Source organism: Halosimplex rarum, from assembly GCF_047715405.1.
In the GTDB taxonomy this organism is placed as follows: Archaea; Halobacteriota; Halobacteria; order Halobacteriales; family Haloarculaceae; genus Halosimplex; species Halosimplex rarum.
Genome location: NZ_CP180412.1, coordinates 1,510,737 through 1,524,005 on the forward strand (window position 1 = coordinate 1,510,737; position 13,269 = coordinate 1,524,005).

Sequence of the window (13,269 nt, forward strand, 5' to 3'; positions counted from 1 at the left end):
ACTTCGCCGCGTCGGCCGGTATTTATGTGTCGCCCCGATGATAGCGAGGACGATGGTCGAGTTCGAGTTCAATCCGAACTGGGGGCGGATCGGCTGGGTCACGGTCGGGGCTGTCCTCGGGATCACGGTGCTGTGGGTGTTCTACTCGTTCGTCGGCACCTTCGTGTTCGCGCTGTTCATCTACTACTCGACCCGGCGGGTCAACGGGCACATCCGCGACCGCGTCGGCCAGCGGTCGGTGTCGGCGGCGCTGGCGCTCGTCGCGCTCGCGCTCCCGGCGGTCCTGCTGTTGCTCTACGCGACTGCCATCGGGTTCCAGGAGCTCCAGGAGTTCGCCGGCAACACGGACCTCGGAGAGTACATCGAGGTCGCCGGGCCGTATCTCAACGTGTCCGAGGCCGTGGAGAACCCGCGCGACGTGTTCGACAGCGCGGGCGGTGTGGGCCTGCTCCAAACGGCGCTGACCCGTGGAACCAGCTACCTCGGCCTCCTCGCGACCGGACTCCTCCACCTGTTCATCATGTTCGCGGTCGCGTTCTACCTGCTGCGCGACGACCACAAACTCGCTGACTGGGTATCGAACTTCGACGGCGACGGGCCTACCGTGTTCGAAGCGTTCGCCCGCGAGATCGACGATAGCCTGGAGCTGATCTTCGCCGGGAACATCCTCAACGCCATCGTCACGGGCACGGCCGGAGCCATCACGTACAGCATCTTGAACATCTTCGCGCCGCCCGAGGTCGCGATCCCTTACGCCGCGCTCGTCGGCCTGCTGACCGGTATCGCGAGCCTCATCCCGGTCGTCGGGATGAAGCTCGTCTACATCCCGATGACCGGCTATATCGCGGTGACCGCCTTCTCCGAGGGGTCCGGCTGGGGCTTCGTCGTCGCCTTCGGGGCCGTCTCGTTCGTCATTGTCGACGTCATCCCGGACCTGATGGTCCGGCCGTACGTCACCGGCGGGACCCTCCACACCGGCAGCGTCATGTTCGCCTACATCCTCGGGTCGCTCCTGTTCGGCTGGTACGGGCTGTTCCTCGGGCCGATGATCCTCGTCTTCGTGACCCACTTCGCCAAAGTCGTCGTCCCGGAACTGTTCTGGGCGGACGACGACGAGCCCGGACCGGCCCCATCGGCGCAGGGCCCGGGCACGGCCGAAGCGCCGCTCGACGGTGCGAACGACGAGCGCGGTGCCTCCGCTCGGCCCGCCGACAGCGACCCGGTCGCCGGCGGCGAACCCGCCGCCGACAGCGATTCCGCGACGGATTCGCCACAGGACGGCGCGGCGGACGAACGAGCGGACGGCTCAGACGACGGAGAATCCGCGGGCGACTCCGGGAGCGGGGAGTCGTCGGGCGACTCGCGGGCGGACTGACGGCGAGATAGAGTCCACGGGCGACAGAGCGCGGAAATGCGGCCATCAGTCGGTGAACGCGGTGTTCGCGTGCGGACCGACTACAGGTCGACGTACTGTTCTTCCCAGTCGCGGCGGGCTTCGATCTCGCGGCGACCGCGGCGGGTGAGGCTGTAGAAGTTGGTCCGCCGGTCGCGCTGACCCTTCTCGACGAGTCCCTTGTCGACGAGCGTGTCCAGGTTCGGATAGAGACGGCCGTGGTGGATCTCCTTCTCGTAGTACTCCTCGAGTTCCTCCTTGATGGCGAGCCCGTGTGGCTCCTCCTTCCCAGCGATGACGTACAGCAGGTCTCGCTGGAATCCTGTCAGGTCGTACATCGGTAATGTCCGTGTAGACGTTACTGTCTGATATTCATAAATATGTCGACTGATGATCCAGGTACATCTCCGAACGTCGGCATTAGTCCGCTGTTACTCCCATTCGAATAGTTAAATCAGCTGATATTCTCGGAGTAGTGCTCGTATTCGTTGGATTTCAGGTATCGACTCCGAGACGTTGCGACGGGGGGTTTCGACGAACCCGCGAACCCGGTCGATCGGCACGTGGGCCAGCATCAGTCGACACGCAGCCCGTCGTCGGTCGGCACGGTGATACTTATGCCGCCGGTGCGTCTAGCAGACGTATGCCCGAAGAAGTCCTCTTCGAAGACGAACGGAATCTGACCCGGACCGACGTGGCGTCGTACCTCCGGACCGTGGCCGACCGGCTAGACAGCGGCGAGTCGCTCACTCTGGAAACCAGCACCGACTCGATCACCGTCGACGTCCCGCGCGACGTCGAGTTCGAGGTGAAAGTCGAACGCGAGGGACCGGCCGGCGGCCCCGGCGAACTGGGTCTCGAACTGGAACTCGAGTGGGACGAGAACGCGACCGACGACTCGCTGTCTATCCAGTAGGGGTCGCTGACTGAGCGGCCCGTCTCTCCCCGAGACGTCCGGACAGTCTCTCCCCGAGACGCACGGATATCGTGGGTCCGACCGGCCGAGCGGTTGCAGTAACGAGGCGTTACTCGGTATAGAACGAGGCAGTGGCTGTCTGGTTCGTGACGTTCGAAAGGAATGGAAAGCGAACGCGTGGGTGAAAAGCCCACGCGAACGCTTGCCGCCCTGAATTGGTCCCCGCTGACGCTTCGGCCCTCCAAGCGAAGCGTCATCCGAAATTCTGGCCGGGAATCACATAAAGGTACCGGCACCGGCCGCCATCGCCACCTGTGTATTCGTTGTCTCGTCCGGACAGGCGAGCGGATCCGGCCGCCGCGGCGGCCTGTCTCTGCGCGGGACCGACCGGGCGGATTTTAGGCGCCCGGGCGTTACGGACGCGTATGAAGATCCGCGGCGAGCGCGAGTGTCAGTCCTGCGGAACCCGCTGGTCGTATTACGAGACGGGGAGCGTGGTCTGCCCGGAGTGCGGGAGCATGCGCAGCGTCGGCCTCGACGACCCAACCGAGCACACGGCCAGCCCGGCCGCGCTGGAGTTGAGCGCGATCAGGAACCTCGTGGACGAGCAGCCGCTCGCGGACGTGGCCGAGGCCACCGCCGAGACGTGCCGCGAGTACGTCCGCAAGCGCGGCTTCGTCCGCGGCGGCGACCTCCAGCCGCTCGACGATACGTACCTCGCCGCCGCCGAACTCCGGCTCGCCGCCGAGGAGCTCACCCACGCCATGCGCGTCACCGACGACGAGGAGTACTACTTCCTCGAACTGCTGCGCGGGGCGGACGACGGCGAACGGCCCCCCGCCGACGGCGTGCCCGAGTCGCTGCGCGCCGTCCGCGGCCTCGCGTACGCCCGTGCCGTCGACGCCTACCGCTCGGACGTGCGCCGGTACCTCGACGACCACCCCGACGAGACCGTCCGGGGGCTCCTGTCGACGCTCCGCGACCAGCAGAAACGCGTCGAAGCGCTCGACGGCGACGTGTCCCCGCGGACCGCCGGCGAACTCGTCTACGTCGCCCGGTCGATCGGTCGCGCCCTGATCGACGACGACGAGACCGCGCTCGCAGAAGCGCAGCGCCGGCTCGACGAGTTCGACATCGAACTCTGAGGACCGACCGCTGAGAAGCGTCCGCCACCGAACCTGACGCGCGCGCGGCCTACAGCGCGCTCTCGGTGCCGGACTGCAGCGCGGCCGCGTTGACGGTGTTGTACAGCAACATGGCGCGCGTCATCGGGCCGACACCACCGGGGACGGGCGTGATGGCAGCGGCTTTCTCCTTCGCGCTCTCGAAGTCCACGTCGCCGACCAGCTCGTAGCCCTTCTCGGTGTCGGCGTCGACCTGGTTGATGCCGACGTCGACCACGACGCTCCCCTCGCCGACCATCGAGCCGTCGATCATCTCCGGCACGCCCGCGGCGGCGACGAGGATGTCCGCGTTTCGGGTCTTCTCGGCGAGATTCTGTGTCCGCGAGTGACAGACCGTCGTCGTGGCGTTCCCGCCCTCGCCGTACTGGATGAACAGGTTCGCCATCGGCTTGCCGACCAGCCGCGAGCGGCCGACCACGACGGCGTCTTTCCCCTCGGTCTCGACGTCCGCGGCGGCGAGCAGGCGCTGGATACCGTGGGGCGTGCAGGGCTTGTAGCGCGCGTCGCCGGCGACGAGCCGACCGATGTTCTCCGGGTGGAGCCCGTCGACGTCCTTCTCGGGGTCGATGCTCCGGAGGACGCGGCGGTCGTCGACGTGGTCCGGCACCGGCATCTGCACGAGGATGCCGTTCACGTCGTCGTCGGCGTTCAGCTCGTCGATGGTGTCGTACAGCTCCTCGGCCGGCGCGTCGGAGTCGATGTCCACGTCGACCGTGTCGATGCCGACCTCCTCGCAGTCGCTCTGCTTCATCGAGACGTACGTCTCGCTGGCGGGGTCGTCGCTCATCAGCACCGTCGCGAGCGTCGGCGTGACGCCCTCGTCGGCGAGTTCGTCTACCGCGTCACTGACCTCCGCGCGCACGTCCTCGGCCACCGCGTTGCCGTCGATGATCTCGGTCATACTCGAACGGGCGAGGCGCGACGGTATGAAGCTCCCGGAAACAGGGGCGCGACAGACGACACAATCGACACAGTATTCTCGTCCGACAAGACTATTCCGCAGTCCTCTCAACGCGGGGTATGGACGTTCCGTGGTGGACCTGGCTCGGCTTCAGTGCCTGTTTCCTCGCTATCGCCTGGGGACAGGCGTACGTCGGCAATTCGTTGCTGAGCGTCGGGTTCGTCGTGGTCGCGCTGCTCCACGCCGGCAGGGCCGTCTGGGAACGGATGGGTGAGACGGTTCTCGGTGGAGAGGATCGGTACCAGACAGAATAACAGCACACTTGCCGACGGACGCTGAAATCCGGGTATGCAGATCAACGACCGCCACCACACGACCGAGGGGCGCGAGCGCGTGACGCTCGTCCCCGAGAGTCTGGACGATCTGTGGCATCTCACCTACGTCGTCGAGCCGGGGGACCTGGTGGCCGGCGACACGACGCGGCGGATCCAGCGCAACGACGACGACATGCGCGACACCGGCGGCGAGCGCGAGCCCATGTGGATCGAGGTCGAAGTCGACGACGTGGAGTTCGCCAAGTTCGCCAACCGCCTGCGCGTCGGCGGCGTCATCGTCGACTGCTCCCGCGAGGACCAACTGGACTTCCACCACACGCTCAACGTCGAACCGCTCACCGAGATCGAGGTCGAGAAGGTGTGGAAACCGGACCAGGACGACCGCCTCGCCGAGGCCGTCGAGGCCACCGAGAACCCCGACGTGGCCATCGCCACCGTCGAGGAAGGCCAGGCGTACGTCCACACCGTCGCCCAGTACGGGACCGAGGAGCGGGCGAGCCTCACGGGGTCGAGCGGGAAGGGTCAGTCGACGCTCACCGGCTCGATGGGGTCGAGCGGCGGCGGGAGTTCCCGCGAGGACCTCTACGAGGAACTCACGGAGGTGCTCGGCCGAATGGACGTCGACGCGGTTATCCTCGCCGGCCCCGGGTTCACGAAACAGCAAGCGCTCGACTATATCGAGGAAAACGACCCCGACCTGGCGAGTCTGATCACGACCGTCGACACGGCCGGCGTCGGCGATCGCGGCGTCCACGAGGTGCTCAAACGCGGCGCCGTCGACGAGGTGCAGACCGAGACCCGTATCTCGAAGGAAGCCGACCTCGTGGACGAGCTGACCGAGCGCATCGCGACGGGATCTGAAGTCGCCTACGGCCCGGACGGAGTCGCCGAGGCCGCCGAGTTCGGCGCCATCGAGACGTTGCTCGTCCTCGACGAACGGCTGCGCGCCGAACGCGGCGACGAGGGCGAGTGGGTGATCGACGTCGACGACGTCATCGAGACGACCGAACAGAAAGGGGGCGAGGTGACCGTCTTCTCCGGCGAATTCGACCCCGGCCAGCAGCTCCGGAACCTCGGCGGGATCGCCGCACTGCTGCGCTATCGGATCGACTGACTGGCCCCGGTGCGTCCGGATCACCGGAGATCTCATCGCTGATAACACCACCGGAACTGCTTTGCTGCCGGTTCGGGATCGATCGGCAACGATCGGTCAGGAGACGCCGATGGGATTCGAACAACGCCAGGACTTCGCGCGGCAGGTCGCCGACCTCAACAAGTACGGACAGGCGCTGAACCAGTGCGAGACGGTCGACGAGGTGGTCTCGCTCACGCTGGAGGCGATCACCATCCTGTTCGAGCTAACGGACGTGACCGTGGTCGAGGTCCGCGGGAGCGACGGTGCGGTCGACGACGACCTCCGCGTCGCCGGGAGCACGAACCCGGAGCTATCGGCGGACGCGCCGCCGAGCGAGGTCGCCCGACGAGCCCACGAAACGGGCGAGACCGTCGTCCTGACCGACGACGAGGCGGGGATCGAGCCGGACTCGGACACGACCGCGACCCTCGCGGTCCCCGAGGGGATCGTCGACGAGACGATCTGCGTGATCGTCGTCCGATCGGCGGCGGTCACCGAGTTCGGCGACGAGTTCGTGCGGCCGATGGAGATCCTGGCGACCCACGCCGCGACGGCGATCAGCAACATCCGGTCGCGCGAGCGCCTCGAACGCGCGAGGCGGGACCTGGAGACCCGCAAGGAGATGATCGAGCTCTACGACCGACTGCTGCGACACGACATCGGCAACGACCTGCAGATCATCGCCGGGTTCGCCGACGTCGTCGCCGACGAGGTCGAGGACGAGCAGGCCGCCGAGTACGTCGCGAAGATCGAACGCGCCGCCGCCAACTCGGTCGACCTCGTCGAACGCGTGGGCGACCTGGTGTCGACGCTCGAAGCGCAGTGCGAGCCCGAAGCCAGGGACCTGCGCGCGCTCCTCGAGCGGTCCGTCGAAGACGCGACCGACCAACACGAGTCCCTCTCCGTCGCGTTCGACCCCGCCGACTTCGACTACCGCGTCTACGCCGGCGACCTGATCGACTCGGTGTTCGGGAACGTCCTCTCGAACGCCGCGGTCCACAACGACGGGGCCGTGACCGTTCGCCTGATCGCCGTCGAATCGACGTCGGACGACGTCACCGTCGCTCTCGCCGACGACGGCGCGGGCATCCCGCCCGACATCCGCGGCGACATCTTCGAGATGGGCGTCAAAGGCGCGGACAGCGACGGGACCGGGTTCGGGCTCGGGTTCGTCCGCGCGCTCACGGAGTCCCACGGCGGCACCGTCGCGGTCGGCGAGAGCGACGCCGGCGGCGCCGAGTTCCAGATCACGCTCGAACGCGCCTGAAACGGGATATCCGGCCGCGACCGATCCAGTTGAAACCCACGTTTATCCCGCCGGCGACCGTTGATCAGAGAGACCGCACTATGGAGACTCTCACCGGCGACTGGACGCGCGAGCGGACCGAACAGTTCCTCGACGAGCGGACGATCCCGGTCCGGCTCGCGATGCACACGCCGGACGGCGGGCTCTGGATGCTCTCGCTGTGGTACCGCTACCGCGAGGGCCGCCTCGAGTGTGCGACCGGCGCGAACGCGAAGGTCGTCCGATACCTCCGGGAGAACCCGCCGGTCGCCTTCGAGGTATCGACCAATCAGCCGCCCTATCGCGGGGTCCGCGGGGCCGGCGCCGCGTCGATATCGCCCGACCCGGACAAGGAGGTCCTGCGCGCGCTCGTCGACCGATACCTCGGCGAGCGCGACGGCGGACTGGCCGAGTCGCTGCTCTCGCCCGAACGCGACGAAGTCGCGATCGAGATCGACATCGACCGGGCGTACACCTGGGATTTCTCCGACCGGATGCGGGCTCGCGAGGAGTAGCGGGGCGCGCAGCCGTCGCTCGCGGTTTACCGAGTCGCGGGGGGAGTCGTGCCGAGCGTTGCCGTCAGCTGCTCGTGCGTCCGGAGGCCAGCGCGGAAGCGCTCGACGATCGCCGACTGGTGGGTGGGGCACGCGGTGACGACGACGCCTCCTTCCCGTACCGGGACGATAGGATGAGACGGCTCGTACCGGGCGTTGCGGCAGCCGGGACAGCGGACTCCGCCGGCCGGTCGGTGGTCGAGGAGGTCGGCGGATCCCTCGGTAGTCAGCCCGCAGACCGAGGTGAACTCCCGAAGGTGGTCGTCGCAGCTGAGAACGGGGATCGTGAGCTGGTCGACGAGGAGGAACGAGACCGTCTGCTCGCTCTCCGACTCGAGCGCCGACCGGCACGCCTCGCAGCGCACGGGCGGTTCCTCGCCGCCGTCCGACTGCGAGGGGTCGAGGTCTGTCGACGGCATCTATCTACGTTGCGGGGGCCCCACACGGGTAAGTGATCGGGTCCGGCGGGTCCGATGACCGCTTCGCGCACCGGAAGACCCGCTGGGTTCTCCCTCCGAGCCCTTCTCGCCGCGACCCTTCGTCTCCGTTCGGACTGACGAGGGAGAGAACCGAGCGGTCGCGTCCGTCGGTTCGCCGCCGCCGCCGCGCTACCGAAGCGGGGCGAGGGGGTCGGTCACGGAGTGCTTCCGTCGCCGGTCGTCCAGCAGTTCGAGGGCCGGTTCCACATCGTCGAAACGCTCGCCCCTCGTGACGAGGTTGTCGGTCGGGTCCCACTCGACGAACTCGTATGCCGCCAGTTTCGGCAGGTGGACGCAGTGCATTCGCAAGAGCGACTCGTCCACGGACGACACCTCCCGCGAACTCGCCAGGTGAGTGCGGAGGAGCCCCCCGTGCGCGTCCGCCAGATCCCGCGAGACGCCCGAGAGCGGAGCGACGAGGTAGATATCGCGGTGGTCGAGCCCGAGCAGCAGCTGGCGCCGCTGCTCGTCCGCCAGCGCGTCGAACACGTCGTCGTAGCTCATCGGTCACCTCGGGACGGGGCGCGTTCGAACCCCCAGTACCTCGCGAGTGCGGTTTCGCGAGCGACCGCTCGACTCCGAACGCCGTCGCGGTAGCCCCTCGGTTCGCGACGGTGGCGACCCGGCCGGCGCTGCTCGCTCGATCCCGGGCCGGAGTGTGACCGTTCGCCTGGACGTGGCGGTACCGATCCGCTCGACGGGTCTCGCTTCGGGAGCGGATCCGAGGCCTGTGGCCCGTCGTCGACCGTACGTAGTTCACCCGTGTCGCGCATGTAGCCGTGTTCCGCTCGGAACCAGATAACGTGTAGACTATTTCCGGTTCACTAGACGTTTGATCAAACGAGTAACACCGTTGGCGAGGCGACCGGCCCGACGCCGCCGCCTCACTCGATGTCGAGCGAGAGCCCGTCCGAGGCGAACCGGACGTCGCCGTCGTAGCGCTCGGCGATCGAGTCCAGCATCGCCTCGTGCTCGCCGTCGGTGTGCGGGTAGAGGTGCGTCAGGTAGACGCGCCCGACGTCCGCGTCGGCGTCAGCCAGCACGCCGCCGAGTTCGTTCGGCGTCGGGTGGTTGTCCACGTCGACGCTGTCCGGGAACGAGCAGTCGTGGGCCAGGACCGCGGCGCCGTCGGCGAACTCGATCAGGTCCGTGAACGCCTCGGTATCGCCGCTGAAGACGAACGCCGGACGGTCGCCGTCGGTGGAGTCAGGCGCGCCCGACGACCCGGCGGACCCGGTCGCAGCCGACGCCTCGAACCGGTACGCGAGACAGTACATCGAGTGGTGGACTTCCATCGCGGACACGTCGAAGCCGGCGAGCGAGAACGAGCCGGGCTCGACCTCCCGGAAGCGGAGATCCATCCGGTCCCGCATGTAGTCGTGGACCTCCAGCAGGTCCGTGACCAGCTCCTCGGTCCCCTCGGGGCCGGCGATGGTGAAGTCGGTCTCCCCCGCCAGCCACCGGGCTTTCAGGAGCGGTAGCAGGTCCGAGACGTGGTCGAGGTGGTGGTGGGTCAGGAGGACGGCGTCGATGCCGTCGTAGCCGACGCCGGTCCGCTGGAGGCCGTGGAGGGCGCCGCTGCCGCAGTCGACGAGCAGGTTCCCGCCCGCGGACTCCAGCAGGAGGCCAGTCTGGAACCGCTCACCGGTTGGCATCGCGCTGCCCGTGCCCAGGAAGGTGACGCGCATACTCGCTGTTCGAACGCCGGGTGAAAAGGCCTTCCTCGACGACCTCGGTGCGTTCGTCCTGGGTCAGACTGGCGAACTCGCCGGTGGTCCCGCAGGGGACGAACCCATCGACGCCGCGGTCCGCCAGATGTTCCACCACCTCCGCGAGCCCGTCGTGGTCGACGGCGCCGTCCTCGAAGGGCGTCACGAGCAGACAGAGGACTCGCGTCTCGTTCGAGAGCACGTGAACCGTTGGGTCGCGATCCCCTTCCTGTCCGCCGGCCCGTCGAGTCCGGCCTCGGCCCCACCTGTCGGCGCACAAGGTATTTGTCCCTCACGCGACGACGTGATCGCATGGGATTCCGCATCGACTCCCCGCTCTCGAAGGCGGCGGGCCTGCTGTTCGCGACCGTCGCGCTCGGCTACGTGGTCATCCGTGAGGCCTGGGGGTTCCGTCTCGACGCGTTCGGCGGTGGCACGGCTGGGACCGCGCTGGCCGTCCTCGCCGTTGTCGTCCTCGCAGTCCTCATGATCACCACCGACAACGCCTTCGAACGGTGAAGACCACTTTCACTCCGCTGTCCAAACCCACTTGACGGCGCGGCTCTAACGGAAGCCACGAAGCCCGAATGGGAGGACGCGAGTTGCTCGACGCGGCGGAGGTGGGTGTCGACCCGGCCGGCGTCGAGATCGACGACGGCGACGTGTTAGACCTGCTGGAGCCGCCGGTCCGCGAGTGGTGGGTCGAGCAGTTCGGCGCGTACGTCCCCGAGAACGGCGGCTTCTTCACGCCGCCGCAGAAGGAGGCCGTCCCGCTCATCCACGAGGGCGACAACGCCCTGATCGCGGCGCCGACCGGCTCCGGCAAGACGCTCGCGAGTTTTACCGGTATCATCAACGAGCTCTTCCGGCGCGACCGCGCCGACGGGCTCGAAAACTCCGTCTACTGCCTGTACGTCTCCCCGCTCAAGTCCCTCGCCAACGACATCCACCGCAACCTGGAGGTACCGCTCGACGGCATCACCGAGAAGCTCGACGAGCGGGGCGAGGACGTCGAGATCCGCCACGCGATCCGCCACGGCGACACCAGCGACGCCGACCGGCAGAAGATGCTGAAACAGACGCCGCACATCCTCAACACGACGCCGGAGACGCTCGCCATCCTCCTCAACTCGCCGAAGTTCCGGGAGAAGCTCCGCACCGTGGAGTACGTGGTCGTCGACGAGATCCACAGCCTCGCCGAGAACAAGCGGGGCACGCACCTCTCGGTCTCGCTCGAACGCCTCGAAGCGCTGGCTCACGGCTCGCCGACGCGCATCGGCTGTTCGGCGACGGTCGAACCGCTCGACGCGATGGCCGAGTTCCTCGTCGGGCAGGAATCGCCCGGTGGCCATCCCCGCGACTACGAGATCGTCGACGCCCGATTCGCCCGCGAGTTCGACATGGAACTCGTCTGTCCGACCGACGACCTGGTGAACACACCCCCCGACGTCGTTAACGACCGGTTCTACCGCGACTTGCACGACCTGATTCAGGACCACACGAACACGCTCGTGTTCACCAACACCCGCTCCGGCGCCGAGCGCGTGCTTCACAACCTGCGCGAGCGCAACGACGAGTACGACGAGGAAAACTCCGGCTGCCACCACGGCAGCCTCTCGAAGGACCGCCGTCAGGCGATCGAGGAACGACTGAAATCGGGCGACCTCGACGTGGTCACCACCTCGACGAGCCTGGAACTCGGCATCGACATGCCCCACATCGACCTCGTGGTGCAGGTCGGCTCGCCGAAATCAGTCGCGTCGCTGCTCCAGCGTGTCGGCCGCGCCGGTCACCAGCTCGGCGAGACGGTGACCGGTCGAGTCGTCGCGCTCGACCGCGACGAACTCGTCGAGTGCGCGGTGATGCTGAAGAAGGCGACCGAGGGGTTCGTCGACCGGGTGTTCGTCCCGGAGAACGCCCAGGACGTGGCCGCCCAGCACGTCTACGGCATGGCCATCGCCGAGATCCGGCCAGAAGCCGACGTCCGCGGGATCCTCGAACGTGCCTACCCCTATCGGAACTACGGCGACGAAGGGTGGGAGTCGCTCATGCGGTACCTCACGGCTGACTACGACGGGATGGAGGACCGACACGTCTACGCGAAGGTCTGGCGCGACACGAACGACGCGCCCGACGGGGAGCACCACTACGAGGAGTACCCCGTCGGCGAGCACCTGCTGGGCAAGCGCGGCCGCCTCGCCCGGGTCATCTACATGACCAACATCGGAACGATCCCGGACTCGTTCACCTGCGACGTGTTCACCCGCTCGGGCGACGACTGGGTCGGGCAACTGGACGAGTCCTACCTCGACACGCTCGATTCGGGCGACGTGTTCGTCCTCGGGGGCGACCGCTTCGAGTACCGCTACCGCCGCGGGTCGAAGGTGTACGCCGACCGGACGAACGCCCGCCCGACGGTGCCCTCGTGGTTCTCCGAGCGCCTGCCCCTCTCGTACGACCTCGGTCGGGAGATCCTCGCCTTCCAGCGGGACCTCCTCGACAGGCTCGACCGCGGCGGCGCCGGCGCGGTGCGTCACTGGCTCCGAGAGTATCCGCTCGACGAGAACAGCGTTCGCGCGGTGACGCGCATGTTCGAGGAGCAGGTCAAGTTCGCGGGCTTCGAGAGCGTGAGCACCGACGAGCGCCTCGTCGTCGAGGAGGAACTCGACCGCGAGGAGTACGAGCGCCGGTACTACGTCCACTCGAACTACGGTCGGCGATTCAACGACGGCTTCTCGCGGCTGCTGGCCTACCGCGTCGCCCAGGAGGCCGACGCCAACGTGCAGGTCGCCGTGGCCGACAACGGCTTCACGCTCTCGATGCCACTCAACCGGAAGGTCGACGTGACGGGCGTCCTCGCCGATCTCGAACCCGTGGACGCGCGCCCGGACCTCCGGGCGAGCCTCGACGGCACGGACCTGCTCCAGCGATACTTCCGGATCAACGCCACCCGGGCACTGATGATCCTCAAGCGCTACAAGGGCTACGAGAAGTCCGCGAGCGAGCAGCAGATGAACTCCGAGATGCTGCTCGGGTTCGCGGAGGACCTCGAAGAGTTCGCCGTCATCGAGGAGACCTACCGGGAGATCCTCGAAGACAAACTGAACGTGGACGCCATCGAAGACGTGATCGACGCGATCAGAGCCGGCGCGGTCACGATCGAACACCACCGCGTCGACACGCCGTCACCGCGGGCGTTCGGTCTGGCGACCCTGATGGCCTCGGACGTGGTGCTCGCCGAAGACGAGAGCGAAGTGCTCCAGCGCTTCCACGAGCGCGTCATGGCCGAGATCGACGGCGAGGGGACGCCCGAGCGCGAACCCGGGACGAACTGACCGGCCCGTCAGCGGTATCGCACCGTCATCGCCCAGCGTTAGT

The 13,269-nt window shown here is 67.5% G+C and carries 15 protein-coding genes; 9 read left to right on the forward strand and 6 right to left on the reverse strand.

The window, feature by feature from the left end; genetic code table 11:
* The first annotated feature begins 52 nt into the window (after window positions 1-52).
* On the forward strand, window positions 53-1,375 hold the full coding sequence (locus ACMGFH_RS07260; RefSeq protein ID WP_415382250.1) for an AI-2E family transporter: 1,323 nt from the start codon (window positions 53-55) through the stop codon (window positions 1,373-1,375).
* Window positions 1,376-1,455: 80 nt separating this feature from the next.
* On the opposite strand, the gene ACMGFH_RS07265 is transcribed toward ACMGFH_RS07260, so the two are convergent.
* Window positions 1,456-1,731 (reverse strand): PadR family transcriptional regulator, encoded by a 276-nt coding sequence (locus tag ACMGFH_RS07265; RefSeq protein WP_274323010.1) that lies wholly within the window; start codon window positions 1,729-1,731, stop codon window positions 1,456-1,458.
* A gap of 305 nt (window positions 1,732-2,036) precedes the next feature.
* On the opposite strand from ACMGFH_RS07265, the gene ACMGFH_RS07270 reads away from it, so the two are divergent.
* Window positions 2,037-2,309: an amphi-Trp domain-containing protein gene (locus ACMGFH_RS07270; protein WP_415382251.1), complete on the forward strand. Its 273-nt coding sequence runs from the start codon at window positions 2,037-2,039 to the stop codon at window positions 2,307-2,309.
* 425 nt (window positions 2,310-2,734) lie between these two features.
* Window positions 2,735-3,454, forward strand: coding sequence for a TFIIB-type zinc ribbon-containing protein (locus ACMGFH_RS07275; protein WP_415382252.1), 720 nt, complete (start codon window positions 2,735-2,737; stop codon window positions 3,452-3,454).
* A gap of 49 nt (window positions 3,455-3,503) precedes the next feature.
* Here ACMGFH_RS07275 and ACMGFH_RS07280 read toward each other — a convergent pair whose 3' ends face one another.
* Window positions 3,504-4,394: a tetrahydrofolate dehydrogenase/cyclohydrolase catalytic domain-containing protein gene (locus ACMGFH_RS07280; RefSeq protein ID WP_415382253.1), complete on the reverse strand. Its 891-nt coding sequence runs from the start codon at window positions 4,392-4,394 to the stop codon at window positions 3,504-3,506.
* 119 nt (window positions 4,395-4,513) lie between these two features.
* On the opposite strand from ACMGFH_RS07280, the gene ACMGFH_RS07285 reads away from it, so the two are divergent.
* The 4 genes from ACMGFH_RS07285 (at window position 4,514) to ACMGFH_RS07300 (ending at window position 7,664) form a co-directional block, all read left to right on the forward strand.
* A complete protein-coding gene (locus tag ACMGFH_RS07285; protein ID WP_415382254.1) occupies window positions 4,514-4,708 on the forward strand; it encodes a hypothetical protein in 195 nt (64 codons plus the stop codon).
* 34 nt (window positions 4,709-4,742) lie between these two features.
* The gene (locus tag ACMGFH_RS07290; protein WP_415382256.1) at window positions 4,743-5,843 is read left to right on the forward strand and encodes an mRNA surveillance protein pelota; all 1,101 of its coding nucleotides are present in this window, start codon (window positions 4,743-4,745) and stop codon (window positions 5,841-5,843) included.
* A gap of 109 nt (window positions 5,844-5,952) precedes the next feature.
* Complete coding sequence (locus ACMGFH_RS07295; RefSeq protein ID WP_415382257.1) at window positions 5,953-7,131, forward strand: ATP-binding protein; 1,179 nt, start codon at window positions 5,953-5,955, stop codon at window positions 7,129-7,131.
* Between the two features lie 80 nt (window positions 7,132-7,211).
* Window positions 7,212-7,664: a pyridoxamine 5'-phosphate oxidase family protein gene (locus tag ACMGFH_RS07300; protein WP_415382259.1), complete on the forward strand. Its 453-nt coding sequence runs from the start codon at window positions 7,212-7,214 to the stop codon at window positions 7,662-7,664.
* Window positions 7,665-7,690: 26 nt separating this feature from the next.
* Here ACMGFH_RS07300 and ACMGFH_RS07305 read toward each other — a convergent pair whose 3' ends face one another.
* The 4 genes from ACMGFH_RS07305 to ACMGFH_RS07320 all read right to left on the reverse strand — a co-directional run bounded on the left by ACMGFH_RS07305 (window position 7,691) and on the right by ACMGFH_RS07320 (window position 10,093).
* Window positions 7,691-8,122, reverse strand: a complete 432-nt coding sequence (locus ACMGFH_RS07305; protein ID WP_415382261.1) for a hypothetical protein — start codon at window positions 8,120-8,122, stop codon at window positions 7,691-7,693.
* A gap of 189 nt (window positions 8,123-8,311) precedes the next feature.
* Window positions 8,312-8,686, reverse strand: coding sequence for a hypothetical protein (locus ACMGFH_RS07310; RefSeq protein WP_415382263.1), 375 nt, complete (start codon window positions 8,684-8,686; stop codon window positions 8,312-8,314).
* Window positions 8,687-9,066: 380 nt separating this feature from the next.
* Window positions 9,067-9,870 carry an MBL fold metallo-hydrolase gene (locus ACMGFH_RS07315; protein ID WP_415382264.1) on the reverse strand — a complete coding sequence of 268 codons (804 nt, stop codon included), beginning with the start codon at window positions 9,868-9,870 and terminating at the stop codon, window positions 9,067-9,069.
* On the reverse strand, window positions 9,824-10,093 hold the full coding sequence (locus ACMGFH_RS07320; protein WP_415382266.1) for a dihydrodipicolinate synthase family protein: 270 nt from the start codon (window positions 10,091-10,093) through the stop codon (window positions 9,824-9,826). The genes ACMGFH_RS07315 and ACMGFH_RS07320 overlap by 47 nt, the downstream gene beginning before the upstream one ends.
* 110 nt (window positions 10,094-10,203) lie before the next feature.
* Between ACMGFH_RS07320 and ACMGFH_RS07325 the strand changes: the two genes are divergently transcribed.
* The gene (locus tag ACMGFH_RS07325; RefSeq protein ID WP_415382267.1) at window positions 10,204-10,410 is read left to right on the forward strand and encodes a hypothetical protein; all 207 of its coding nucleotides are present in this window, start codon (window positions 10,204-10,206) and stop codon (window positions 10,408-10,410) included.
* A gap of 68 nt (window positions 10,411-10,478) precedes the next feature.
* A complete protein-coding gene (locus ACMGFH_RS07330) occupies window positions 10,479-13,226 on the forward strand; it encodes an ATP-dependent helicase (RefSeq protein ID WP_415382269.1) in 2,748 nt (915 codons plus the stop codon).
* Window positions 13,227-13,269 lie beyond the last annotated feature (43 nt).